Here is a 24,432-nt window from a genome sequence, read left to right as displayed (position 1 = left end):
GGTGGCTCCGCCACATGACCCGCCACCCCGCACGCCGATCGCACGCACCGAACGCCGCTCCTTCTCCCACGGAGATCCATCAGAAGGGCCCTAGGGCCACCTCCCGGCGCGGCGGACCTCACGCTTTGTGGGTCACCCAGAGCAGTTCGGCCGGCCAGCGGTGTGCCCAGTCGGGTGGGTCGGTCTCGTTGTAGCCGTTGGGTGTTCCGGGTTCGGGCCGCGGCTCGATGAGGTCGTCGATGACGAGACCCGTGCCGCGCAGGACCCTGACCCAGTCGCCGTAGGTGAGCTGATAGCTCGTCGCGCCGTCGCCCTCGGCGATGGTGTCCAGCCCGAAGTAGTCCTGTTGCAGCGACGTGGTCACGCGGCCTGCGTCTTCGTCGTAGCAGGCTTCGAACCATGGGCTGGCGACGTTGAACACCAGGCGCCCGCCCCGGCGCAGGACGCGTGCGGCCTGCGGGACGGCCAGGTGCGGGGGCGCCCAGCTGAGCCCGCCGAAGTCGCAGAACACCAGGTCGAAGCTGTCGGCGGCGAAGGGGAGTTGTTCTGCGGCGCCTTGCACCAGCGGGTAGCGGGCCGTGCCCCTCGCGCGGGCCGCCGCCGCGAGCTGGGCCTCCGACAGGTCCAGCCCGACCACGGTGGCGCCCTCGGCGGCGAGCGCCCTGGACCACTGGCCGGCGCCGCAGCCGAGTTCGAGGACGCGCTTGCCGGTGACGTCGCCCAGGGCGCGCAGGTGCGCGTCGGGGATGGAGTACATGCCCCACAGCCGGGGTGCGGCGCCGATCTGCGGGTCGTGCTCGTGCTGGTAGGCGCTGCTGATCCGGTTCCAGAGCCGCCGGTTGGCGGGGATGCTCTCCACGGGCCGCGTCCCGTCACCCGACCGAACCGAGGAAGGCGCCCCAGGCGGCGGGGGAGAGGGTGAGGTGGGGGCCGTCGGGGGGCGTCTTGGAGTCGCGGACGTGGATGGCGTGGGGGCAGGGGGATATTTCGACGCAGTTCCCACCGCCGTCGTCGCTGTAGGAGGACTTGCGCCAGGTGTAGGCGGTCTCGACGCATTGACCGCCGCTGTCGTTGCTGTAGCTCGACTTGAACCAATGCAGGGTGCTCGTCATGTCCGCTCTTCTCCTGCCAACTTCCGGATGAGGCTCAGCGAGTCATCCGAGCTCAGCGCTTGGGTTCGGATCTTCGCATACCGGTGGGTGAGGCGAGCGACCTTCGCGGGATCGCTGACCAGCACACTTTCGTCCTCGATCTCCATGTAGACCAAGCGGTGATGCTCCTTGGTCTCCACCAGTTGCATGTCTCCGCGTGCGCCTGCGTGCCCGGTCCTCAAGCCCCGGTCAGTCGGCAGCACTTGGATACTCACATTGTCCCGCTCGGCGTCCTCCGCAAGCGACCGCAATTGGTCGCGCAGCACCTCCCAGCTCCCGAACGGCCGCCGCAGTACCGACTCCTCCAGGATCAGCTCGATCATCGCCGTCGGTTCCGCCCGGTCGAACAGCGCACGCCGTGCCACCCGTGCCTCGACCAGTTCCTCCACCTTCTCCTCCGGCAGCTTCGGGAAGCCTCCGCCGATCAGCGCCCGCGCGTACTGCGGGGTTTGGAACAGGCCGTCGACCACGAACGTCTGGTACGACGACAGCGTCACCGCCTCCTGCTCCACCAGCGCGAAGTTCTTGAACTGGGCCGGATACCTGTCCAGCAGGACGAACGTGCGTGCCTTCTCGAAGATGCCCAGTCCACCGCCGATCGTCTCCTCCAGCTTGGCGAGCATCTTGTCGCTGGCGGGCTGCGTTCCCGTTTCCATCGCGCTGATCGCGGATCCGGTGTAACCGATTCGCTTGCCCAACTCCTCCTGCGTCAAATCCTGTTGCTCGCGGAAGGCCTTCGCGAGGGCGGCCAGGAGCTGTGCCGTGCTGCCCGCTTCCGCCTTGTTCTCAGTCCGCGCCATTGCGGTCACCCCCGAACTCAACCGAACTCAAACGGTCACAACCACCGAACCCCGAAATCCCAGAGTTTGCAGCTCTTGACTCTGGGTTATGGCGACGGTAGCCGTCAGTGCCGAAACTGATCCCATGAACACGGAAAGTGACCCCTTAAAGCTCTGCTGGATTCCGGCGCGCGGCGTGCAACTCCGCAAAGCCGGTGTGCAGTTCGATGCCGTTCGGGTGGACGACGGGGAGTGGGGGCGGCGGCTTGCCGATCGGCTTGCGGAAATGACGGGAGGCGATCCCGGGCCCGTCATCGAGGTCGTAGGTGGGCGGCGGTGCGTGTACTTCCTGGTGCCGGCCGGGAGCACGGATCATCTGCCGTGGCCTGCTGAGGTGACCAGGTTGACGGCGGATCCGGCGCGGGTGTCGTACATCCCGATCCCCGCGCTGGACGACATGACCTGGCCGTTGTCCTGGCGGTATCGGCCGACCTGCCCGGACCGTTTCGTGCACACGCGCTTGCTGCGTTCCGCACTTCACTCCCCGGAGTGAATTCCGTCAACGTGGCGCCAGGAAAAAGGGATTCTGGCTTGCGTTCGGCTCTTTGCAGAGCCCTAAAGTCACGATCAACAGATTGCCCCCGCGGTGCGCCAACACCCGGGGGCTCGACACCAGGAGTGAGCCCTCCCGATGCGCGTTCATCGTATGGCGCCCGTGCGCGCCTTCGCAGCCCTTGCCCGCACCCGTTTCGGGGACCGTCGTCTGTCCTGGGGCGCGGTAGGCGTACTGACGTACCTCTTGGGGCTGCCCGACGGTTCCTGGATCACCGAGCGCATGCTCGCCGAGCGGCGCCGGGAAGGGTGGATGTCGGTCGTCGCCTCCCTGCGTGAGCTGGAGGATCGGGGTTATCTGCGCCGGGTGGTGACGCGGGACCCGGTGACCCGGCAGTACTCGACGGTCTGCGAAGTATTCGACAGGCCGTACGAATCGGCGACACCCACGGGTGAAATGCAAAAAGTTCGCCTCGTGGCAGCCTAGAAAGCAGAGAAGGGAACGTCGTTGACTGTCACACTTGTGCGCCCCGAGGTGGTATACCGACGGTATACTGTACTCATGGCTGACACCACGATCAAGGTCGACCCCGCTGTCCGTGACCGCCTCCAGGAGCTCGCCCGGGAACGTGGGATGAGCATGCGGGACCTCGTGGCGGAGCTGGCCGGAGCCACGCCCACCAAGGAAGAGCTGCGCAAGCGGTACGAGGAGACCAGGGCGTACGTCGAGGAGCACTTCCTCGGCAGGCCCTACACGGAAGAGGACGAGAAGGCCGGCGAGCAGCTGTGGGCCGCCATCGAGTCGGGGCGGATCGGGGAGGTCCAGTGAGCCAGGAGGAGCGGTACCCGCTGCCGCGCGCCGTCATCTTCGACGACACGGCGGCCCTGGCGCTCGGGGCCGGCAACAGGATGGCCTCCCGGCTGGTCGTCGAGGCGGAGAAGGATGCGGCGTTGCGGGTGTACATCCCCGCGGTGAGCCTCGCCGCGGCGGAGCGGGAGCGGGCCGGGGTCGCCGAGCACGTCGGCGCGCTGCCGTCCGTCACCATCGAAGGGCTCGACTTCGCGGCGGCCACCGCCGTCGGCAAGCGACTGCGTGCCGCGAACGGCGAGGCGGAGAACAGGGAGGACGAGAAGGACGAGCCGGACTGGAGTGGTGCCCATGTGCTGCACCTCGCCCTGCCGACCGTCGAGTGGCCGCGTGGCCGTCCGGTTCTGACCAGGACGCCAATGCGGTACCGGGGGACGGGCATCCGCACCATCCGGATCGTCGAGCAGGGCTGACCGCACACCCCAAGGCTCCGGACCGACGCGGTCCGGAGCCTTGTCCACTTCACTCAGAGATGATCACGCGGTTCAAGGCCGGTTCAGTGGGCGCGTGGCGGCCTACCAGTCCTGGCCGCAGTCGGAACCGATGTCGGTGAACTGTGCACCCGGGCTGCCCTCACCGTTGAGGAGGTTGCCGGCGAGGCCGTTGGCGATGCCCACCTCACCGAGGATGTCGAGGTTGAAGTCGTGCGACCGGCAACCGCCGCCGTGGTGGTGGCCGCCCTGGGGCGCGAGGGCGGTGGCCGGGACGGCACCCATGAAACTGACGCCGCCGATGACGGCGACCGCAACAGCTGCCTTCTGAAGCTTGCGCATGTCTCCTCCTTGGGTTCACTGGAGCGCGCGGTAAAAGATCTGATAAGCGCTCATTTCGGAGGCTAGATCGACATCTCTCGCCGCGCTCCCCGGAGGAGCCATATGGGGTTCCGCCGTACGGGGGCGGTTTCACGGACCGTCAGCTGAAGACGATCATCGAACCCTGGGCCAGGCTGCGGGTCGCCGCCGCATGCAGGCCCAGCCATACGTGCCGTTCGCGGGCGAAGGGGCTGGGGTCGTAGGGGGCCGGGACCGCGGGTTCCTCCAAGTCCGTGGGGACGGCCGGGGGTTGCGGTGCGGCCGGGGGGTTCGCGGGGTCGATGCCGATCGACGGGGCGACGTACTCCAGCTCCCGCAGCAGCGCGTGCGAGGAGCCCAGCGGGCCGCCGCTCGCGAGGAGTTCGTCGCTGGAGAGCGGGCTGGGGAAGTCGACCGGGACGTAGGCGCCGGCGTGGTCGTAGTGCCACACGAGGTGGGACTGCTGGGCCGTGGACTCGAACATCTCCAGGAGCTGCTCGTAGTCGCCGCCGAGGTCGTCCACGGGGGACACGGGCAGGCCGCAGACCTGGAGCAGGTACGCGCGGCGCAGGAAGTGGAGCGCGTCGTAGTCGAAGCCGGCCACGGGTGCCACCTCGCCGGACAGGCCGGGCATGTACTGGTACACCGGCACCGGTGGCAGTCCGGCCTCGGCGAGCACCTTGTTGTATTGCGCGAGTTCCTCGGCGAACGGATTGTCGGGCGTGTGGCACAACACGTCGACGAGCGGTACCAGCCAGAGGTCACAGGCCAAAGAGGGCTCCTCGTATCAGCGCGTTCACAGGTCGTGTGCGGTCTGGGATGACGTGTGCGGTCTGGGAAGAGTAGTCGGTGCGGGGGCGGTCAGCTCCCCTCGTGCAGGTCCCATACCCAGACCCCGCCCGTCCACTTACCGGGTTTTCCGGTCAGTGCCGTCACGGCCTGCCGGAGTTTGTCGTCGTTGGGCTGCGGGGCGACCACCAGGACGCCCGCCTTCCAGTACGCGAAGTCCTGCTTCGCCTGCGCCCGCCAGTTCCTCCCGATCACCGGCACCTTCCCGGTGTAGCGGACGTCCCGCAGCATGTCGGAGGTGTAGCGCGGGACGGCGCCGTAGATACCGATGCGATCATCGCCGTACGGGCCGTTGAAGTATCCGCCGGGCATCGTGAAACCGAGGTCGGCGGTGGTCTGCCAGTGCAGCGCCTCCGCGGCGCCGGGATCGGGCAGCGGAAGCGGTACGAGGGACTCGCCCCGGCCGACGTACGACTTCCACGCCCCGCTCGTGATGAACGCCGGGACCGGCTCCCGCGGGGTCGCCTTCAGGGGTGCGGGGACGATCGGGAGCAGGGCGAGGGCGACCGAGAGCAGGCCGGCGTAGAGGGTGCCGATCCGCCGGGTGGACAGCACCTTCTCCAGGAAGACGGCCAGCAGCACGCCCAGCGCGGGCGCGCAGATCATCGCGACCCGGCCCTCGATCACCGATTCGAACAGCGGGAACTTCCGCACCAGCGCCCAGGGCCCCGGGTACACCGTGTCCGTCAGCGGGATCCGGATCTTCGGGCCGAGCGACAGCACCGCCGCGGCCAGCGAGGTGAACGCCAGCGCCTTGACCAGCGGCCGTTCCCACAGGCGTACGACGATCGCGAAGGCGAGCAGGACCAGCGGCCAGCCGTAGAAGGCGTTCTGTTCGGTGGGGTTCAGGGAGAGCTCGTTGGCACGGGCCGCGTCGCCGAAGAGCAGCGACCGTTCGGCGAAGGCCAGCAGGGAGAGCGGGCTGTTTCCGGCGTTGTCGCCGTGCAGCACGCTGTGGTAGCTCTGCGGGCCCGTGAACTGCCAGTAGAGGGGGAAGGCCACCAGCGGGAGGCAGACCGCCCCGGCCACCAGCAGCCCCTTGCCGAGCGGGCGCCAGGCCTCCTTCGCCACGTCAGGACGTACCGTCGCGTAGGCGACCGCGAACAGCGCCATCCCCAGCGCGGCCAGCAGCAGCGGCTCCTCGCCCAGGAACACCTGGTACGCCGTCAGCACGCCGAGGACGATCCCGTCCCGCCGGACCCGTGCGCCGGTCGCCAGCCGCAGCACGCGGTCGACGATCAGCGGGATCATGAACAGGATCACGAAGTTCGGGTGCGCGTTGGCGTGGCTGACCATCGGCGGCGCGAAGGCCGCGAGGGCCGCGCCGACGAAGGCCGCGCCCCGGTGCCGTACCACCCGCTTGACGATCAGCCAGTACCAGGCGACGGCGGTCGCGGCGAGGCCCAGCGCCATGCAGACGGAGAGCGAGACGGCCGGTCCGGCGAGCAGGGTGAGCGGGGCGAACGGGACGGACATGCCCAGCATGACCGTGTTGGCCATCAGGTTCACGCCGTCGGGGAAGTTCTGGAGGTCGGAGAAGAGCGGGTTGCGCAGGTGCGCGAGGTTGTCCGCGGTCACCGCGAAGAACCACTCCCACTGGTTCTGGTCCTGGATGGAGTCGACGAGGTAGCGGTGGCCGGGGTCGAAGAAGCGGTGCGCGTACAGCGCCACGGACAGGACGAGGAAGAGGGCCGTGACCAGCAGGTCGGCCGGGCGCAGCCGGCGCAGCCGCAGCAGGACCAGGTCGCCGAGGACCCGCGGGTAGTCCAGCGGGCCCACCTTCGAGCCCGGCTGGTGGCTCCAGCGGACCGGGACCTCGGCGATGGGGTGGTCGGCCCGGTGCAGGTGCTGGAGGACCTCGACGTCGATGCCCCAGCCGTCGAGGCGGGACGCGGCGAACGCCTCACGGGCCAGGTCGCCGTCGAACAGTTTGAAGCCGCACTGGGTGTCCCGCAGGCCGGGCACCGCGGTCGCACGTATCAGCAGGTTCCCGGCCCGGCCGAGCAGCTCGCGCAGCCGGTGCTGGTGGTCGGCTATCTCGGCGCCGGGCACCGCGCGCGAGCCGATCGCCGCCGCGTTGCCCTCGCTGAGCGCCTTGTCCAGCCGCTCCAGCTCCTCGATCGGGGCGGCCAGGTCGGCGTCGGTGACCAGCACCCGGGCGCCCGTCGTCGCGGCGACGCCGAGGCGCAGCGCGTTGCCCTTGCCCCGGTTGCGGCCGGCGGTGACCAGCCGGACGCGCGGGTGTGCCAGGGCGGCGACCTCGCGGGTGCCGTCGGTCGAACCGTCGTCGGAGACGATCACTTCCCAGCAGCCGAAACGGCTCCCGTTGTCCGCGAGGTAACGGGTGACGGCGTCGAGGGTGGGCCCGAGCCGCGCCTCCTCGTTGTACGCGGGGATGACGACGGAAAGGTCGACTTCCTCCGTGTCGGCCCGTTCCGCGTCGGCCGGTTCCGTGTCGGCTCGTTCCGCGTCGGCCGGTTCCGTGTCGGCCCGTTCCATGGGCTCCGTCATCCGTTCTCCGACAGTCGCTCGATGAGGGCGAGGGAGTGGGTGTTGTACGCGGCGACGATCCCCCGGGCGGTCTCCGCGTCACGGCGGACCAGCGCGTCCACCAACTCCGTGTGCCGGGCCCACAGATACCCGCGTAGATCGGGCAGCCGCCGCAGCTGCTGGACCGCGCACACCCAGGACTGGACACGCAGCCGGTGCAGGAAGTCGCCGAGGTAGGGGTTGCCGAACAGGGCGGAGAGCTCGCGCCAGAACCGCAGGTCGTAGCCGATGAGGATGATGAGGTCACCGGCGGTCGCGGCGCGCCGCGCCTCCTCGCCGCGGCGGCGGACCGCGGCCAGGGCGGCGGCGACGCGGGGGTCCTGGGGGGCCTCGAAGGCGGGGTGGTGGCCGTCGGCCAGCGCGTGGAACATGCCGTCGATGACCATGCTGCGAGCCTCGATCATGCCCCGGTAGTCGGCCAGGGTGTACTCGGGGACGCGGAAGCCGCGGTGCTGGTCGGCTTCGAGGATGCCCTGCGCGGACAGGTCGACCAGGGCCTCGCGGACCGGCGTGGCGGAGACCCCGTACTGGTCGGCGATCTCCTTGACCGTGAACTCGCGACCCGGCTGGAGTCGCCCGGCGAGCACCTCGTCACGGAGCGCGTCCGCGATCTGCTGGCGCAGGGTACTGCGCGTCACAGCGCCGTTGCCGGGCATCGTCGGGTGCCTCTCCTCACGCGTTCGGGTGACGTGCTCGCTTACATGTACATCTACGAGCACGCCACCTTACGCGTTCGGGTTGCCTCCGTACGTCTTCTTCCCCGCGCTGAAGGACGCCCGTGACCTCACACCGTGTACTCGTCGGCCACGCCCAGCGCGGCGTCCAGCGCGGCGAACCCCTCCTTCAGCTCCGCCTCGGTGACGTTGCACGGCGGGACGACATGCGTCCGGTTCATGTTCACGAACGGCCACAGCCCGCGCTCCTTGGCGGCCGCCGTGAACGCGGCCATCGGCGCGTTCGCCTCACCCGTCGCGTTGTACGGCACCAGCGGCTCCCGGGTCTCCCGGTTCCGTACCAGTTCGAGCGCCCAGAACATGCCGGTGCCGCGCACCTCGCCGACGCTCGGATGCCGTTCGGCGAGTGCGGCGAGCGCAGGCCCGACGACCTCCGCGCCGAGCCGCCGGGCGTTCTCGACGACCCCCTCCTCGGCCATCACGCCGATGGTGGCGACGGCCGCGGCACACGCCAGCGGATGCCCGGAGTACGTCAGCCCGCCCGGGTAGGGCCGCTTCCCGAAGGTCTCGGCGATCCGGTCGCTGATCGCCACACCCCCGAGCGGCACGTACCCGCTGTTCACACCCTTGGCGAAGGTCATCAGGTCCGGTACGACACCGAACAGGTCGGCGGCGAACCACTCACCGGTCCGCCCGAACCCGGCCATCACCTCGTCCAGGACGAAGACGATCCCGTACTTGTCGCAGATCTCCCGGACCCCCGCGAGGTATCCCGGCGGCGGCACCATGATCCCGGCGGTCCCGGGGATCGTCTCCAGGACGATCGCGGCGACGGTCGCCGGCCCCTCGAAGGCGATCGTCGTCTCCAGGTGCTCCAGTGCCCGGGCCGCCTCCTGCTCCTCGGTCTCCGCGTAGAAGCGGGAGCGGTAGAGGAAGGGCGCCCAGAAGTGCACGACCCCGGCGGCGGCGCCGTCGGAGGCCCAGCGGCGCGGGTCGCCGGTGAGGTTGATCGCCTGCTGCGTGCCCCCGTGGTACGAGCGGTACGCGGACAGCACCTTCGGGCGGCCCGTGTGCAGCCGGGCCATCCGCATCGCGTGCTCGATCGCGTCGGCGCCGCCGTTGGTGAAGAAGATTCTGTCCAGGTCGCCCGGCGTCCGCTCGGCGATCAGCCGGGCCGCCTCCGAACGCGCCTCGACGGCGAAGGCGGGCGCGAAGGTCGTCATCCTCGCGGCCTGCTCCTGGACGGCGGCGACGACCTTCGGGTGCTGGTAGCCGACGTTGGTGAAGACGAGCCCGCTGGTGAAGTCCAGGTACCGCCTGCCGTCGTAGTCCCAGAAGTACGACCCTTCGGCACCGGCCACGGCCAGCGGGTCGATGAGGTCCTGCGCGGACCACGAGTGGAAGACGTGCGCGCGATCGGCCGCCTTCACGGCGGCTCCGGCCTGGGGGTTCGGGAGAGGGGTCATGGCGGGGAGCGTAGGAGCGCCGGGAGGGGGCGCGATATCGGCGACATGTTCCGTGCTCCGGCGGATTCCGCGACACGTTGTCCACAACCGGTGGATGTGCCCGGCCGTCCGGTACCTGTTACGGAACCGTAGACAGGGCGGGGCTCGGCGGCCCGCACGGCCGGAATATTCTCGGCTCGATCACACCTGTGGAGGAGGGGCGGATCTGCCATGGAGAAGCTGGGGCCGGGGGATCCGCAGCACATCGGGAGCTACCGGCTGCTCGCGCGGCTGGGTGCGGGCGGCATGGGGCACGTGTATCTCGCCCGGTCGGAGCGGGGCCGTACGGTCGCCGTGAAGCTGGTGCGGGCGGAGCTGGCCGCGCAGGAGGAGTTCCGGGCGCGCTTCCGGCAGGAGGTGCGCAACGCCCAGCGGGTCGGCGGGTTCTGGACCGCGCCCGTGCTGGACGCCGACACCGAGGCCGAGGTGCCCTGGGTGGCCACCGGCTATGTGGCCGGGCCGAGCCTCCAGCGGGTCGTCGAGCACGACCACGGGCCGCTGCCGGAGCGGTCGGTGCGCATCCTCGCGGCCGGGCTCGCGCACGCGCTGGCCAACATCCACGCGGCCGGGATCGTGCACCGCGACCTCAAGCCGTCCAACGTGATGCTCACGATCGAGGGGCCCCGGGTCATCGACTTCGGTATCGCGCGGGCGCTGGAGACCTCGCCGGGGGAGGGGCTCACCCGGACCGGCTCGCTGGTCGGCTCGCCGGGTTTCATGGCACCCGAGCAGGTGCGCGGCGACCGGATCACCCCGGCGTGCGACGTCTTCTGCCTCGGTTCGGTGCTGGCCTACGCGGCGACCGGCCGGCTGCCCTTCGGCTCCACCGAGGGCGGCGAGCACGCCGTGCTGTTCCGTATCGCCCAGGAGGACCCCGACCTGTCCGGTCTCCCCGAGGGCATCGCCGACGTGGTCCGCGACTGCCTGCGCAAGGACCCGGCGTCCCGCCCGTCCCTGGACGCGATCCTGCTCCGGACGGGAGCGGTCGACACGGTCGAACAGGGCCGATCGAGGGACCCTTGGCTGCCCGGTTCCCTCGTGGCCCAACTGGGCCGTCACGCCGTGGAGTTGCTGGAGGTGGAGGACCCGACGGTCCCCGGCGCCCTGCGGGCCTCGACCGATCAGGAGGCGCGCGCCACGGCCCACCCGCAGCCACCCCACCCGCAGCCACCCCACCACAGCACACCCCCCGAGCACACCACGGCCCACCCCGCCTACGGCTACCCGCAACCCCACCCCCAGCCCACCCCGTACAACCCCTACACCACCGTCGTCACCCCGGACCCGGCCCCCACCCCGCCGGTCTACACCCCGCCACCCCCGCCGCCCCCGCCCTACGATCCCGAGGCCACCGACGAACCCCGCCGCACCCGCTCCACCGCGCTCCTCGTCACCGTCGCCCTGATCGTGATGCTGGCCGCGGGCGGCTCGGTCTACGCGCTCCTGAACAACGGTGGCAGCGGCGACGACGCCAAGGGGTCCGACCGGCCCACCCCCACCACCTCGGCCGCCGCCCCGACCACCTCCGAGGAGCCGTCGCCCACCCCGTCGCCGTCCGCGTCGACCAGCCCGGTGGTGCCCACCTCCTTCCTGGGCACCTGGACCACCGCCATAGACAACTCCACCGGTCACAACACCCGCGAACTGACCATCCGGCAGGGCGCGGTGGGCGACACGGTCCTCACCCTGGTCGCCGCCGGACCCGGCTACCGCTGCGAGTTCACGGCGAAGCTCGCCGACCGCCCCGGTGCCGGCGGCCCGCTGGCCATAGGGCCGTCCACGGTCACGTCGGGCAAGCCCCTCTCGTCCTGCACCGCCGGAGACCCCACCGAGGTGACCCTGCTGCCGGACGGCAGGCTGAAGAGGGCGACGAAGGGCGGCGGCGAGAGCCTGACGTACAGCAAGGGGTGAACCGGCTGGCCCGAACCGGCAGGTGCCGCCTTCTGAAAACATCCGGACGGCCCGCCGCTTTGTCCGCGGAGCGCGGCTTCGGCTACTCGGGCAGCACCCTGGGCATCCCGGTCATCCGACGTTCTCCCAGCTGCCCGACGCGGCCGAGCGGCTCATCGCGTCGAGGGCGGTCGCGCTGTGCACGGCGTCGTCGAGGGTCGCGCCGTACGGGGTGCCCTCGGCGACGGAGCGCAGGAAGGCGCGGGCCTCGATCACCTTGAGGTCGTCGTAGCCCATGGCGTTGGCCGCGCCGGGCTGGAAGGCGGCGTACTCGCCGTGGCCGGGGCCGACGAACACGGTGCTGACGGGCTGGTCCTGGTAGGAGGTGCCGCGGCTGACGCCCAGCTCGCCCATCCGCCGGTAGTCCCAGAAGACGGCGCCCTTGGTGCCGTGCACCTCGAAGCCGTAGTTGTTCTGCTCGCCGACCGAGACCCGGGAGGCCTCCAGGACGCCGCGGGCGCCGGAGGCGAAGCGCAGCAGGCAGTTGACGTAGTCCTCGTTCTCGACCGGGCCGAGCGCGCCGCCGGTGGCCAGGGTGTGGCCGGCGGTGGCGCCGGTGGGCCGGGCGCGCTCGGGGATGAAGACGGCGGTGTCGGCGGCGAGCGCGGTGATGTCCCCGAGCAGGTGGCGGGCCAGGTCGACGCCGTGCGAGGCCAGGTCGCCGAGGACGCCTCCGCCGCCGCGGGCCCGCTCGTAGCGCCAGGTCAGGGCACCGTCGGGGTGGGCCGCGTAGTCGCTGAGGAGCCGGATGCGGACATGGGTGACGGCGCCCAGCTCGCCGGAGGCGATCAGCTCACGGGCGTAGGAGACGGCGGGCGCGTTGCGGTAGTTGAAGCCGACGGTGCCCTGGACGCCGGCCTTGCGGACCGCGTCCCGTACGGCGGTGGCGTCCTCGGCGGTCAGGCCGACCGGCTTCTCGATCCAGATGTGCTTGCCGGCCTCCGCCATGGCGACGCCGATCTCCCGGTGCAGGAAGTTCGGCGCGGTGATGCTGACGGCGTGGATCCGCGGGTCGGCGGCGACCTCGCGCCAGTTGCGGGTGGTGTGCCGGAACCCGAAGACGTCGGCCGCCTCCTCGGCCCGGCCCGGCACCTCCTCGGCGACGGTCACCAGCTCGGGGCGCACGGCCAGCTGCGGGTAGTGGTGGGGGAGCCGCCGGTAGGCCTGGGTGTGCACCCGTCCCATCCAGCCGAATCCGACGACGGCGACGCCGAGCGTGCGCACCATGGGCTGCCCTTTCACCACGGTTGTGGACCGTTCCAGGAACTGCCCGCCCACGATGCGGGCCCGCTTCCACTGATGTCAAGACATACGGGCGTCCTTACAATGCTGGGAATGAGTGCGGAACGGTCCGCGGCATGACCGCCCCGACGCCGTTTATGGAGGTGCGGGGGGGTACGGGCGGCGCCGGGGGGTGGGTGAGCGTCGGATGGTCGTCCGCGGCGCCGCGGTGGTTGCTCGCGCAGTTCCTCCCCCAGCCTCCGGCCGGGGGTACCCCCAGCGCCCCTTCGGGGCACGTGAGCCCAGGCGCCCCTAAGGGGGCGCGGGGAACTGCGCGACCAGCCAACGACGCACCCGCGGCCGACCGACGGCCTACGCCCCCCTCACCTGGGCTCCGGGGGCCGTTGCCGAGGCATGTTCGGGCGGGCCCCGTTCGTCCCCGGCGGCAGCGGGAAGCGGCCGTGCAGTTGCCCCGCCTCCCCCCGCGGCCCGGTCGCCACCGCCGCCTGGATCGCCAGCGGCGCCGACCCGGTCCGGAACTCCACCATCCAGTCGGCCGTCTCCGTACGGACCAGCTCGGTCACGTCCTCCGAGAACCTCCGCAGCACCGCCAGGCACCGCTCAGCCGCCTCGCTCGCCGTCCCCTCCGCCGGCCCGAGCACCTCCCGCACGCTCTCCGACGCCCAGTCGAACTGGAGCACCTGGAGCCGCCGCTGCACGGCCTGCGCGGTGGCCATGTCCCTTATCCAGCCCGACGTCACCCCGAAGAACCGGTCGACGCCCACGCACGCCACCGCCGTCAGCAGCGCGAGATACCCCCAGGGCGCGACCCCGCCGACCACTCCGGTCAGGTCGAGCAGCGGCAGCGCCGCCCCCAGCACCGCCCCCACGGCCGCCCCGCCGCGCAGCGCCCGCGCCCCCCGCCGCTTCCACACCCGGTCCGCCAGGTACCACGCGGCCGTCTCCAGCGCCCCGCGCTCCACCCACCGGTACAGCTCGTCGAGCCGCTCGGCCGGCTCGCCCCAGTCCCCGAGCGGGAACGCGCGCCCGGCCAGATCGCCCGGCCGCAGTCCGGCCGCACCCTCGCCCCGCCCGTCCTGACGCGGTCCCTCGGGCTGCATCTCCGGCTGACCCACCAGGCACTCCCTAACTGATCCCCACCGGTCACGTTCCGTGACGCGGGCCATGGCATTGAACACGACGCCGGCCACCGCACGGGACCTGACAATGGATGCTGACGACGGGAACCCTTCCTACCGCCCAATGGGTGGCGAAGGCTTGGCTTTCGCCTCTTTTCCGCCCAGAAGTGGCCCTTGATCAGGTATAGACCTCCGGTGATTCTCACTCGAAAGAGTGGCGGGGCGATGGCTGCGTCGACCACGTAGGCTCATGCACAACGGGACAACCGAGAATCGACACCCAGGAGCTGATCGTGATCCCCGGTGGTGGCCAGCCCAACATGCAGCAGCTGCTCCAGCAGGCCCAGAAGATGCAGCAGGACCTGGCACGGGCCCAGGAGGAGCTGGCGAACACGGAGGTCGACGGACAGGCGGGCGGCGGTCTGGTACGGGCCACCGTGACCGGCTCCGGCGAGCTGCGCGCGCTGAAGATCGACCCGAAGGCGGTGGACCCGGACGACACCGAGACCCTCGCCGACCTGATCGTCGCGGCCGTGCAGGCGGCCAACGAGAACGCGGAGACCCTCCAGCAGCAGAAACTGGGCCCGCTGGCCCAGGGCCTGGGCGGCGGCAGCGGCATCCCCGGGCTGCCGTTCTGAACTGGCCGTTCTGATGTTCGTCGCCCACGCGACACCGGTACCGCCTTCCTAGGACAGGCGGCAGCCAACTACGGTACGTACCGAAAGACTCCAGGAAGGGCAGTCCGTTGTACGAAGGCGTGGTCCAGGACCTCATCGACGAGCTGGGGCGGCTGCCCGGCGTCGGTCCGAAGAGCGCGCAGCGGATCGCCTTCCACATCCTCCAGGCGGAGCCCACGGACGTACGGCGTCTCGCGCAGGCCCTGCTGGAGGTGAAGGCGAAGGTCCGCTTCTGCGCGGCCTGCGGCAACGTGGCACAGGAGGAACTGTGCAACATCTGCCGCGACGCCCGCCGCGACTCCACGGTGATCTGTGTGGTGGAGGAGCCCAAGGACGTCGTCGCGATCGAGCGGACCCGGGAGTTCCGGGGCCGTTACCACGTGCTCGGCGGGGCGATCAGCCCGATCGAGGGCGTCGGCCCCGACGACCTGCGCATCAGGGAGCTCCTCGCCCGGCTGGCCGACGGCACGGTCACCGAGCTGATCCTGGCCACGGACCCGAACCTGGAGGGCGAGGCCACGGCCACCTACCTCGCCCGCATGATCAAACCCATGGGCCTGAAGGTCACCCGCCTGGCCAGCGGCCTCCCGGTGGGTGGCGACCTGGAATACGCGGACGAGGTCACCCTCGGGCGCGCCTTCGAGGGGAGACGACTCCTAGATGTCTGACGCCACGCTGCACGACACGACGCTGAACCCGGACGACTTCGCGGTCCAGATCGCGGACCAGGTGGAGAGCTTCCTGGTGGCCGTCACGGAGGTGGCGAAGGGCGACGAGCCGGACTCGGCGGTCCCCTTCCTCCTCCTGGAGGTCTCCCAGCTCCTGCTGGCCGGCGGCCGCCTCGGCGCGCACGAGGACATCGTCCCCGACGAGCGCTACGAGCCGGACATGGGCCCGGAGCCGGACGTCGACCAGCTCCGCGAGAACTTCGCGCGCCTCCTGGACCCGATCGACGTCTACTCCGAGGTCTTCGACCCCTACGAGCCCCGCAAGGCCCCCGTACCGGCCCGGATCTCGGACGACCTCGCCGACATCATCACCGACCTGCGCCACGGCATGGCCCACTACCGGGCGGGCCGCACCACGGAGGCCCTGTGGTGGTGGCAGTTCTCCTACTTCTCCAACTGGGGCCCCACCGCCTCCGCGGTCCTGCGCGCCCTCCAGTCCGTCCTCATCCACGTCCGCCTGAACCAGCCCCTGGAGGAGCTGGACGGCCTGGACACCGACCAGGACACCATCGGCGACGAGACCCTGGAGTTCGAGGCGGGCCAGGTCATGCAACAGGAGATCGGCGGAACACTGGGCCTCGGGCCGGTCAAGTAGCCGTCCTCGGGAACCGGCCCACCCCGCCCAACAGGGCGAACAGCTCGCTCGGGGTCTGTGTGACGCCGTCGCCCCCGGCGGCGGCCACCTGGTCCCGGCGGGCCATCGCACCGGAGCCGCCGTAGACGAACACCGGCATCGTGGCGCCTGCCTCGCGGATCCTCCGGATCAGCGTGAGCCCGGCGTCCGGGTCGAAGCCGCCGGCCTCGGCGCGGCCCATGTCGGTGATCACCGCGTCGAAGGGCCGGGATGCCCTTCGCAGGGCCCGCAGTCCCTCGTCCGTGGACTCGGTCTGCACGACCTCCACACCCATGGCCTGTAACTGACCCGCCTGATAAGCGTTGTCGGCGGGAGTGTCATCGACCCACAGGATCCTGCGCAGGACGTGCTGTGACTGGGGTGCCGGTTCCGTCCGGGCCGTGACCTGCCGTTGGAGTTCCGCGGTGGTCTCGACGACCTGGTCCGTGAACTGCTGCACCGTCAGTTCGTTGTTGCCCACCTTGAGGCTGAAGCTCCGCTTGCTGACGATGTCCCGGATCTCCGGAAGCAGCTTCCACACCACCCACGCGGCGAACACCGGCCAGGCCAGCCCGGTCAGGGCTCGAATCAACTCCGTCGCGTCCTTCATCATGGCCCCCCAAGATCCGGCCCACGGTCCTCCGGCCCGAGGTCATCCGGCCCAAGGTCATCCGAGCCAGGCATGTCAACCGGTCCGGTCAGGTCAGTGTCGTCAGGCAGGACGTCCATGTCCTCGGCCCAGTGCGGCGGACGCGGGCCCAGGTCCGGCTCACCCCGTGGCGGCACGTCGAGATCCGCCACTTCCCTGCCGAGGTCCAGCGGCACCAGGGCCACATCGGGCAGTTCGACGCCGTCCGTGAGCAGCAGGTCCTGCATCCTGTCCAAGCCGAAACGCCGCACACCCATCGCCACCGTGCCGATCACGTCCAGGTCCGCCACGTCGATCGGGGCCGCGGCGTTGAACCACGTCAGGGTGTTCGCCATGGCGAGGTCCACCGTCCTGGCGTAAGCGCGGGACAGTTCGGTGAGTGTTCTGGCGTACGACCGGGCGGCCGATTCGTCCTCGGGGGAAAGCATGTCCAGCGCCAGGCCCCAGAAGGTCCGCACCGGCACGGCCATCGATCCCATGGGGACGACGCCGTCCCGGTGCGGTGACCGAGCCGCGAATGCCCTGAGCTGCGTCGCCTGCCTGCTGCCGGGTGTGGTCAACGCCGCGCAGGCCAGCAGGAGATAGGTCTGCTGTTGGACGTGGTCGAGGATCGCTTCCGACTCGCGGGCCGGAGCCGGGCGCTCGCGTGCAGGGCGGGCGTGCCCGACGGTCGAAGGCTCGGGTTCGTCGTACGGCCGCCCGTCGGTGCGCAGGAGCCTGCGTGTCCAGGCGTCGCTCTTGTCGCGAACCCTGTCCGGTGCCAGCGAGGCATGGAGGAAGGAGCCGTACATGAGATCTGCCTGGTCGAGTAACGAGGCGGAGGTGAGCAGCAGTTTCACGCCAACCACCGGGTCGACCAGCAGTCGCCACTGTCCCGCGAGTCGGTAGGCGGAGGCGGCCTCGATCAGGGCGGCCTCGAAGTCGTCGCGTCTCTGGTCGGTGTTCTGCAGTATGAAGCGCGCGTACGACTCGTGAAAGGCGGCCGCGGTGCTCACCTGCTCGGCGTCGAGACGCAGTGAGTCGAGCGGATCGGGCAGAGGCGGACCGGGCGGCGGGGAGGCCATCTCAGAGCATCTCCCTGACGTTGCTCAGCGCTTCGGGCGGCACGAAACCGGGGTTGCGGTGGATCCAGGGCGACCGGAAAGTCCGGTGCACGCGGTCCCACTCCCATTTCTCGCACCGGTCGATCTGGTTCGCCGGTACGAGGATCTTCGCGGCCACCTCGCCCTCGGTCTGGTAAGGCGAGTACCTGCGGTAGGTGTTCAGATCGCGGACCTCTTCGGCGACGCCCTCCACCGCCACGGCGGAACGAGGGGCCAGGATGACCCAGCAGTAGTAGAGATACGCGACCGGCTTCCGTCCGAAGCGGGTGCCGAACCACAGGGCGGTGTGCCGGGCGGTGTGCACGAAGTTGGTCTTCACCGCCGTGGACCGCTCCACCGTCCCGCACGAGAGGGAGATGAACGGGGTCTCCTCGCAGAAGGGCTTCCCTGTGGCGGGGTCGATGCTCTCGAAATGGTTCACATGCAGATTGAGGTTCTGTGCGGTCAGTTTCGAGGCGATCTCGTTGCTGGGCAGTGGATTGTTCTTCTCCCACCAACGGCAGGTGATCCCGATTCTGCTGTCGATCAGTCCCCGGGCGACAGCGTCGCCCGGGAGCGACATCCCCTTCACGCACCACTGCACGATCAATGCCCGCCCCCGATGCCACGCCCGTGCCGGACCCATCAGCCTAGGGTCAATCAGCTGTGGCAGTAGCCGAGTTGAGGACATGATCTTCGTGGCATGTAGGACAGCGTGCGTCCTGGGCGGTCCCTAGGGTCGTCGGCGACCGTTCCGACACCACTGAGGGGACCACGACCACGATGACCGAGCGGAACACTGCCGCGCCGGACGGGTACACCACCGTCGCGCCCTGGGTCGTCACCGATGACACCGGGGCGTTCCTGGACTTCGTCAGCCGGGCGTTCGAGGGGGAGGAGCTGGGGCGGGTCCCCACCGAGGCCGGTGCGATCGGGCACGCCGAGATCCGGATCGGTGACACCGTCGTACTGGCCTTCGACCGGAGCGCGGACTGGCCCGTCATGCCCAGCCTGCTGCGCGTGTTCGTCGCCGACGCGGACGCCACGTTCACGCGTGCCGTCGGGGCAGGCGCCCGGATCGTGACCTCCCTCGCCGACGACGCCTTCGGCATGCGGGGCGGACGTGTCAAGGACCCCTTCGGCAACATCTGGTGGGTGGTGGCCCACGTCGAGGACGTCTCCGAGGAGGAGATGTGGAAACGGCTGCGGGAACCGGCGTACGCCGAGGCCATGCGCGTCGCCCAGGAAACACTCGACGCCGAACTCGGCGGCCGGGGCCGCAGCAGCGCACCCGTACAGACGGCCCCCGGGGTCCGGTGAGGGGGTGGGGTTCAGCGGATGCCGACGCTGTCGAGGTAGGCCGCCAGGTCCTCCGTGGCCGTCTCGCCCGCCCAGCCGACGTAGCCGTCGGGGCGGATCAGGAAGACACCGGGGCCGTATGAGTCGGGGGCGGACGCCAGGGTCCGTACGTCCGCCCGCGGGGCGGCGGTCGCGCCCAGCAGGGTCCAGTGCGGTCCCCGGAAGAGGTCGAAGAGGCGGCCGCCGAGGACCGCGGCGTCCGGGGCGCGATCGCCCGCGCGTACCGGTCCCGGGTCGGCCCGGGTCTCGGCGCTGAGCGACGACTCCTGGTAGCCGACGCCGAGTTGGACGGTGGCCCGGCCCCGCTGGACCTCGCCGCGGTGCACGCCGGTGGACAGCTCCAGCATGGCCGCGGCGTTCGCCCGCCGCTCCTCCTCGTACGTCTCCAGCAGGGACTCGGGGGCGCCCCGCAGCACCGCGTCCAGCTTCCAGCCGAGGTTGTAGGCGTCCTGGACGCTGGTGTTCAGGCCCTGCCCGCCGGCCGGCGAGTGCACATGCGCGGCGTCGCCCGCGAGGAACACCCGGCCCACCCGGAACCGGTCCGCGAGCGCCGCCCGGGGCCGGAACTCCGAGGCCCAGCACACCTCGGTCACGTCCTCGGCGGACAGGTGGGTGTACCGGGCGACCAGTTCGCGCACCCCGTCCGCGGTCACATCCGGCTCCGCGCCCACCGGCAGCCGCGCGGCCAGCTGGAACTCCTCGGTGCCGGCCAGCGGGCAGAGCCCGAGCACGCTGCCGTCCGCGGCCGGGAAGGCGTGCCAGTACACCCGGTCCAGGCCCCGCACCCGCAGGTCCGCCACCACGAACGGCGCCGGGTCGACGCTCTCGCCGGTCATGCCGACGCCGAGGGCCCGCCGGACGCCCGAGCGTCCGCCGTCGGCCGCCACCACGTAGCGCGCGCGGACCGTCGTACCGTCGGCGAACGCCACGTCCACGCCGTCCGCGTCCTGCTCCAGGCCCGTGACCTCGCGCCCGAAGGCGGCCTTCCCGCCCAGTTCCGTGAGCCGGGCATACAGGATCTCCTGGGTGCGCCACTGCGGGATCATCCGCGGCGCGGGGTAGGGCGTGCCCGCGTCCGGCTCGAAGCGTTCGAACATCGACTCCTCGCCGACCTGCTGGCCGTCCCGCCAGACCATCCGGTTCGGGTAGGGCCCGCTCGCCGCGAGGACCGCGTCGATGACGCCCAGGTCGTCGAAGACCTCCTGGGTGCGGGGCTGGATCCCCTTGCCGCGCGAGCCCGGGAACAGGGCGTCCGCGCGCTCCACGAGCTGGGCCGCGACCCCGCGCCGGGCGAGGTCGACGCCGAGGGTGAGGCCGGTGGGGCCCGCGCCCACGATCAGGACATCCGTCGTATCCATGACCACATCTCCTTAACGCGGTTAAGTGCCGTCGTTCACGAGGGTGCCCTTAACGTTGTTAAGCTGTCAAGCGTGAGTACGGAACGACGAGCCCCCCTGGACCGTGCGCGGGTCGCCGACACGGCGCTGCGGCTGCTGAACGAGGTCGGCCTCGACGGGCTGACCCTGCGCGCCATCGCGAAGGAGCTGGACGTCAAGGCGCCCGCTCTGTACTGGCACTTCAAGGACAAGCAGGCGCTGCTCGACGAGATGGCGACGCAGATGTTCCGGCGGATGGTGGCCGGCACCGGACTCGACCCCGCCGACACCTGGCAGGAACGCCTGCTGAAGGACAACCGCGGCCTGCGCGCCGCGCTGCTCGGCTACCGCGACGGCGCCAAGGTCTTCAGCGGCTCACGCTTCACCGGCACCGACCACGCACCGGGCATGGAGGCGAACCTGCGCCTGCTGACGGCCGCCGGGCTGACCCTCGCCCAGGCCGTCGACGCGGGCCGCACGGCCCACGCCTACACCATCGGCTTCGTCATCGAGGAACAGGGCATGCGCCCCCTGCCGGGCGACGAGAAGGCCCGCACCGACATCGCCGACCGGGCCCGCCGCCTGTCCGACCACCCCCTCGCGGCGGCGGCCGGCGAGTTCCTCTTCGATGACTACGACCGCCAGTTCGAGGAGGGCCTGGCGGTCGTGATCGCGGGGATCGGGGCCCGGTACGGGGTCTCGCCCCGGCTCGACCCGGGATGAGCCACGTGCCCCTCTGTGAGCCGGGGCACTTTCCGCGTGACGGGGCGTGCGCTGGGCAGGTTCCGTTCCGGACGCGAGCGGCCGCCGAACACCCCCCGTGCGATGTCTCACCATGCGGGAGCAGTCTGGTGGAATTCGGACGCTCGTTAGACTGAGCCGACACAAACGAACCGAGCGAGGAGCGCACGTGGGCCTTGTCGTGCAGAAGTACGGAGGCTCCTCCGTTGCCGATGCCGAGGGCATCAAGCGCGTCGCCAAGCGGATCGTGGAAGCGAAGAAGAACGGCAACCAGGTGGTTGTCGTCGTTTCCGCGATGGGCGACACGACGGACGAGTTGATCGATCTCGCCGAGCAGGTATCCCCGATGCCTGCCGGACGGGAGTTCGACATGCTGCTGACCGCCGGAGAGCGCATCTCCATGGCACTGCTGGCCATGGCGATCAAAAACCTGGGCCACGAGGCCCAGTCGTTCACCGGCAGCCAGGCGGGCGTCATCACCGACTCCGTGCACAACAAAGCCCGGATCATCGACGTCACGCCCGGTCGCATCCGCACCGCGCTCGACGAGGGCAACATCGCCATCGTGGCCGGCTTCCAGGGCGTCAGCGCCGACAAGAAGGACATCACCACGCTGGGGCGCGGTGGTTCCGACACGACGGCCGTGGCGCTCGCCGCCGCGCTCGACGCCGAGGTCTGCGAGATCTACACCGACGTCGACGGTGTGTTCACCGCCGACCCGCGCGTGGTGAAGAAGGCGCGGAAGATCGACTGGATCTCCTTCGAGGACATGCTGGAGCTCGCCGCCTCCGGTTCCAAGGTGCTGCTCCACCGCTGTGTGGAGTACGCCCGCCGCTACAACATCCCGATCCACGTGCGGTCCAGCTTCAGCGGACTCCAGGGCACGTGGGTCAGCAGCAAGCCGATTGGGGACAAGAAGGTGGAGCAGGCCATCATCTCCGGTGTCGCGCACGACACCTCCGAGGCCAAGATCACGGTCGTCGGTGTGCCGGACAAGCCGGGCGAGGCCGCAGCCATCTTCCGGACCATCGCCGACGCCGAGATCAACATCGACATGGTCGTGCAGAACGTGTCCGCCGCGGCCACCGGCCTGACGGACATCTCCTTCACGCTGCCCAAGACCGAGGGCCGCAAGGCCATCGACGCGCTGGAGAAGAACCGTCCGGGCATCGGCTTCGACTCCCTGCGCTACGACGACCAGATCGGCAAGATCTCGCTGGTCGGCGCGGGCATGAAGACCAACCCGGGCGTCACCGCCTCCTTCTTCGAGGCGCTGTCCGACGCCGGGGTGAACATCGAGCTGATCTCGACCTCCGAGATCCGCATCTCCGTCGTCACCCGCGCCGACGACGTGCCGGAGGCCGTGCGCGCGGTGCACTCCGCCTTCGGACTCGACTCGGACACCGACGAGGCCGTGGTCTACGGAGGCACCGGCCGATGACTGCCAAGCCGGCGCTCGCGGTCGTGGGGGCGACCGGGGCCGTCGGCACGGTCATGCTCCAGATCCTGTCCCAGCGGGCGGACGTCTGGGGCGAGATCCGCCTGATCGCCTCCCCGCGCTCGGCCGGCCGCAAGCTGACCGTGCGCGGGGCGGAGGTCGAGGTGGTCGCCCTGTCGGAGGAGGCCTTCGACGGGATCGACGTCGCCATGTTCGACGTCCCCGACGAGGTGTCCGCGCGCTGGGCGCCGGTCGCCGCCGCCAGGGGCGTGGTCGTGGTGGACAACTCGGGCGCCTTCCGGATGGACCCGGAGGTGCCCCTCGTGGTCCCCGAGGTCAATCCGCACTGCGCCCGCAACCGGCGGCGCGGGATCATCGCCAACCCCAACTGCACCACCCTGTCGATGATCGTCGCCGTGGGCGCGCTGCACGCCGAGTTCGGGCTGCGCGAGCTGGTGGTGTCGTCGTACCAGGCGGTGAGCGGGGCCGGGCGGGCCGGCGTGGAGACGCTGCGGGCGCAGCTGTCCCTGGTCGCCGGTACGGAGCTGGGCACCAAGCCCGGGGACGTGCGGCGGGCCGTGGGGGACGACACCGGGCCGTTCCCGGAGCCGGTCGCGCTCAACGTCGTACCGTGGGCCGGGTCGCTGCGGGAGGACGGCTGGTCGTCGGAGGAGATGAAGGTGCGGGACGAGTCCCGCAAGATCCTCGGGCTGCCGAAGCTGCCGGTCGCGGTCACCTGCGTACGGGTGCCGGTGGTCACCACGCACTCGCTGACCGTGCACGCCCGTTTCCAGGGCGAGGTCACCGTCGACAAGGCCCGGGAGATCCTCGACACCGCCCCGGGTGTGGTCCTGTTCGACAACCCGGCCGCCGGGGAGTTCCCCACCCCCGCGGACGTGGTCGGCACCGATCCGACCTGGGTCGGCCGGGTGCGGCGGGCGCTCGACGACCCGACCGCGCTCGAACTGTTCGTCTGCGGGGACAACCTCCGCAAGGGGGCCGCGCTGAACACCGCGCAGATCGCCGAGCTGGTGGCGGCCGAACTGACCGGCCGTTCAGGAACGGCGTAGCGGGCGTGAACGGCCCGTGACCACGGTAAACGTTTTTCATGGGAGCGGGCCCACGGTGAGGATTTCCGTAAGAAGTGTGGTCCGGAGCATGGTCCGGACCTCTTGAACCGGGGGCCCTCGGCGTTCGAAGATTTTCCTCCCCGTCCTCCGCAACCACGCGGGCGGCGGGGAGCGTCTTTGCGATCGCCCTCTTACCGGGCACTTACGCGGCGGCCTTCGGGACGTGCGGACGCATGATCCTGGCGTGGGGACGCCGTGATCGGGGCGTGGGGACGCCCGTTCATATGGGACACAGGGGAAGAGCGGGACGCATGACGGCAATGGAGGCACCGCCGGGTGTACTGCCGGACGCGCGAAGAGCGGAACCGTGCGCGACGGGAACGGCGCGGCGGCCGCCGGGGCGTCCCGACGGAGCGGGCGGGCTTCGCGCCCGCGGGTCCGGCGGACTCGGCGTGGAGCCGTCCGGCGGGTCCGACCCGGCCGGCGCGTCCGACGAGGCCGGTGCCGCCGGTGCGGTCGGTGCGGTCGGAGGGGTCGGCGGGAAAGTGATGCTCGGCACGTACAACCCCGGCGGGGGTGAGTGCGTCCAACTTGCGTGGCAGAGGTTCTCGAACTCAGTGCGCCCCGCGGCGCGACGGCCCTACGGCCGCCCCGCGTCGGCCTGCGCCCC

At 70.7% G+C, this 24,432-nt stretch carries 26 protein-coding genes; 12 read left to right on the top strand and 14 right to left on the bottom strand.

The window, feature by feature from the left end; all coding sequences use genetic code 11:
- Positions 1-118: 118 nt before the first annotated feature.
- From AB0958_RS04860 to AB0958_RS04850, 3 genes are read right to left on the bottom strand one after another with little or no spacing between them, the layout of a single operon-like run.
- Positions 119-859: a methyltransferase domain-containing protein gene (locus tag AB0958_RS04860; RefSeq protein ID WP_366888868.1), complete on the bottom strand. Its 741-nt coding sequence runs from the start codon at positions 857-859 to the stop codon at positions 119-121.
- A gap of 13 nt (positions 860-872) precedes the next feature.
- On the bottom strand, positions 873-1,112 hold the full coding sequence (locus AB0958_RS04855) for a DUF397 domain-containing protein (RefSeq protein ID WP_366888867.1): 240 nt from the start codon (positions 1,110-1,112) through the stop codon (positions 873-875).
- Complete coding sequence (locus tag AB0958_RS04850; protein ID WP_366888875.1) at positions 1,109-1,951, bottom strand: helix-turn-helix transcriptional regulator; 843 nt, start codon at positions 1,949-1,951, stop codon at positions 1,109-1,111. Before AB0958_RS04850 ends, AB0958_RS04855 begins: the two co-directional genes overlap by 4 nt.
- A gap of 124 nt (positions 1,952-2,075) precedes the next feature.
- Between AB0958_RS04850 and AB0958_RS04845 the strand changes: the two genes are divergently transcribed.
- From AB0958_RS04845 to AB0958_RS04830, 4 genes are all read left to right on the top strand, one after another.
- Entirely contained in the window at positions 2,076-2,483 is a 408-nt protein-coding gene (locus AB0958_RS04845; RefSeq protein WP_366888866.1) for a hypothetical protein, read from the top strand.
- 162 nt (positions 2,484-2,645) lie between these two features.
- Complete coding sequence (locus AB0958_RS04840; RefSeq protein ID WP_366888865.1) at positions 2,646-2,969, top strand: hypothetical protein; 324 nt, start codon at positions 2,646-2,648, stop codon at positions 2,967-2,969.
- A 75-nt stretch (positions 2,970-3,044) separates the two neighbouring features.
- Positions 3,045-3,311, top strand: coding sequence for a hypothetical protein (locus AB0958_RS04835; RefSeq protein ID WP_360511783.1), 267 nt, complete (start codon positions 3,045-3,047; stop codon positions 3,309-3,311).
- Positions 3,308-3,763, top strand: coding sequence for a hypothetical protein (locus tag AB0958_RS04830; protein ID WP_366888864.1), 456 nt, complete (start codon positions 3,308-3,310; stop codon positions 3,761-3,763). Before AB0958_RS04835 ends, AB0958_RS04830 begins: the two co-directional genes overlap by 4 nt.
- A gap of 102 nt (positions 3,764-3,865) precedes the next feature.
- Here AB0958_RS04830 and AB0958_RS04825 read toward each other — a convergent pair whose 3' ends face one another.
- The 5 genes from AB0958_RS04825 to AB0958_RS04805 all read right to left on the bottom strand — a co-directional run bounded on the left by AB0958_RS04825 (position 3,866) and on the right by AB0958_RS04805 (position 9,680).
- The gene (locus tag AB0958_RS04825; RefSeq protein ID WP_358978952.1) at positions 3,866-4,123 is read right to left on the bottom strand and encodes a hypothetical protein; all 258 of its coding nucleotides are present in this window, start codon (positions 4,121-4,123) and stop codon (positions 3,866-3,868) included.
- Between the two features lie 139 nt (positions 4,124-4,262).
- Entirely contained in the window at positions 4,263-4,913 is a 651-nt protein-coding gene (locus tag AB0958_RS04820; RefSeq protein WP_132889559.1) for a hypothetical protein, read from the bottom strand.
- 89 nt (positions 4,914-5,002) lie between these two features.
- Positions 5,003-7,501, bottom strand: a complete 2,499-nt coding sequence (locus AB0958_RS04815; protein WP_366888863.1) for a dolichyl-phosphate beta-glucosyltransferase — start codon at positions 7,499-7,501, stop codon at positions 5,003-5,005.
- Positions 7,498-8,196 carry a GntR family transcriptional regulator gene (locus AB0958_RS04810; protein ID WP_366888862.1) on the bottom strand — a complete coding sequence of 233 codons (699 nt, stop codon included), beginning with the start codon at positions 8,194-8,196 and terminating at the stop codon, positions 7,498-7,500. The genes AB0958_RS04815 and AB0958_RS04810 overlap by 4 nt, the downstream gene beginning before the upstream one ends.
- A gap of 128 nt (positions 8,197-8,324) precedes the next feature.
- Positions 8,325-9,680 carry an aspartate aminotransferase family protein gene (locus AB0958_RS04805; RefSeq protein ID WP_366888861.1) on the bottom strand — a complete coding sequence of 452 codons (1,356 nt, stop codon included), beginning with the start codon at positions 9,678-9,680 and terminating at the stop codon, positions 8,325-8,327.
- A gap of 210 nt (positions 9,681-9,890) precedes the next feature.
- Between AB0958_RS04805 and AB0958_RS04800 the strand changes: the two genes are divergently transcribed.
- A complete protein-coding gene (locus AB0958_RS04800) occupies positions 9,891-11,630 on the top strand; it encodes a serine/threonine-protein kinase (protein ID WP_366888860.1) in 1,740 nt (579 codons plus the stop codon).
- A 111-nt stretch (positions 11,631-11,741) separates the two neighbouring features.
- Here AB0958_RS04800 and AB0958_RS04795 read toward each other — a convergent pair whose 3' ends face one another.
- Both AB0958_RS04795 and AB0958_RS04790 read right to left on the bottom strand, forming a co-directional pair.
- The gene (locus AB0958_RS04795; RefSeq protein WP_366888859.1) at positions 11,742-12,896 is read right to left on the bottom strand and encodes a Gfo/Idh/MocA family oxidoreductase; all 1,155 of its coding nucleotides are present in this window, start codon (positions 12,894-12,896) and stop codon (positions 11,742-11,744) included.
- Positions 12,897-13,273: 377 nt separating this feature from the next.
- The gene (locus tag AB0958_RS04790; RefSeq protein ID WP_366888858.1) at positions 13,274-14,026 is read right to left on the bottom strand and encodes an SLATT domain-containing protein; all 753 of its coding nucleotides are present in this window, start codon (positions 14,024-14,026) and stop codon (positions 13,274-13,276) included.
- 296 nt (positions 14,027-14,322) lie between these two features.
- On the opposite strand from AB0958_RS04790, the gene AB0958_RS04785 reads away from it, so the two are divergent.
- The 3 genes from AB0958_RS04785 to AB0958_RS04775 all read left to right on the top strand — a co-directional run bounded on the left by AB0958_RS04785 (position 14,323) and on the right by AB0958_RS04775 (position 16,029).
- Positions 14,323-14,667 carry a YbaB/EbfC family nucleoid-associated protein gene (locus tag AB0958_RS04785; protein WP_366888857.1) on the top strand — a complete coding sequence of 115 codons (345 nt, stop codon included), beginning with the start codon at positions 14,323-14,325 and terminating at the stop codon, positions 14,665-14,667.
- A gap of 107 nt (positions 14,668-14,774) precedes the next feature.
- Positions 14,775-15,374 (top strand): recombination mediator RecR, encoded by a 600-nt coding sequence (gene recR, locus AB0958_RS04780; RefSeq protein ID WP_366888856.1) that lies wholly within the window; start codon positions 14,775-14,777, stop codon positions 15,372-15,374.
- A complete protein-coding gene (locus tag AB0958_RS04775) occupies positions 15,367-16,029 on the top strand; it encodes a DUF5063 domain-containing protein (protein WP_366888855.1) in 663 nt (220 codons plus the stop codon). The genes recR and AB0958_RS04775 overlap by 8 nt, the downstream gene beginning before the upstream one ends.
- On the opposite strand, the gene AB0958_RS04770 is transcribed toward AB0958_RS04775, so the two are convergent.
- From AB0958_RS04770 to AB0958_RS04760, 3 genes are read right to left on the bottom strand one after another with little or no spacing between them, the layout of a single operon-like run.
- Entirely contained in the window at positions 16,022-16,660 is a 639-nt protein-coding gene (locus AB0958_RS04770) for a response regulator (protein WP_366888854.1), read from the bottom strand. The genes AB0958_RS04775 and AB0958_RS04770 overlap by 8 nt on opposite strands.
- Positions 16,657-17,760 carry a hypothetical protein gene (locus AB0958_RS04765; RefSeq protein WP_366888853.1) on the bottom strand — a complete coding sequence of 368 codons (1,104 nt, stop codon included), beginning with the start codon at positions 17,758-17,760 and terminating at the stop codon, positions 16,657-16,659. Before AB0958_RS04765 ends, AB0958_RS04770 begins: the two co-directional genes overlap by 4 nt.
- Position 17,761: 1 nt before the next feature.
- Complete coding sequence (locus tag AB0958_RS04760; RefSeq protein ID WP_366888852.1) at positions 17,762-18,361, bottom strand: hypothetical protein; 600 nt, start codon at positions 18,359-18,361, stop codon at positions 17,762-17,764.
- 200 nt (positions 18,362-18,561) lie between these two features.
- Here AB0958_RS04760 and AB0958_RS04755 point away from each other — a divergent pair, with 200 nt between their 5' ends.
- The gene (locus tag AB0958_RS04755; RefSeq protein WP_366888851.1) at positions 18,562-19,098 is read left to right on the top strand and encodes a VOC family protein; all 537 of its coding nucleotides are present in this window, start codon (positions 18,562-18,564) and stop codon (positions 19,096-19,098) included.
- An 11-nt stretch (positions 19,099-19,109) separates the two neighbouring features.
- Here AB0958_RS04755 and AB0958_RS04750 read toward each other — a convergent pair whose 3' ends face one another.
- The gene (locus AB0958_RS04750) at positions 19,110-20,495 is read right to left on the bottom strand and encodes an FAD-dependent monooxygenase (RefSeq protein ID WP_366888850.1); all 1,386 of its coding nucleotides are present in this window, start codon (positions 20,493-20,495) and stop codon (positions 19,110-19,112) included.
- Positions 20,496-20,567: 72 nt separating this feature from the next.
- Between AB0958_RS04750 and AB0958_RS04745 the strand changes: the two genes are divergently transcribed.
- The 3 genes from AB0958_RS04745 (at position 20,568) to AB0958_RS04735 (ending at position 23,762) form a co-directional block, all read left to right on the top strand.
- Entirely contained in the window at positions 20,568-21,236 is a 669-nt protein-coding gene (locus AB0958_RS04745) for a TetR/AcrR family transcriptional regulator C-terminal domain-containing protein (RefSeq protein WP_366888849.1), read from the top strand.
- A gap of 187 nt (positions 21,237-21,423) precedes the next feature.
- Positions 21,424-22,695 (top strand): aspartate kinase, encoded by a 1,272-nt coding sequence (locus AB0958_RS04740; protein ID WP_046732250.1) that lies wholly within the window; start codon positions 21,424-21,426, stop codon positions 22,693-22,695.
- Complete coding sequence (locus AB0958_RS04735) at positions 22,692-23,762, top strand: aspartate-semialdehyde dehydrogenase (protein ID WP_366888848.1); 1,071 nt, start codon at positions 22,692-22,694, stop codon at positions 23,760-23,762. The genes AB0958_RS04740 and AB0958_RS04735 overlap by 4 nt, the downstream gene beginning before the upstream one ends.
- Positions 23,763-24,432 lie beyond the last annotated feature (670 nt).

This window comes from Streptomyces sp. NPDC006655 (assembly GCF_040703965.1).
Lineage (GTDB): Bacteria > Actinomycetota > Actinomycetes > Streptomycetales > Streptomycetaceae > Streptomyces.
Note: the sequence above shows the minus strand (reverse complement) of the source record. Positions and strands in the feature narration are given on the sequence as shown.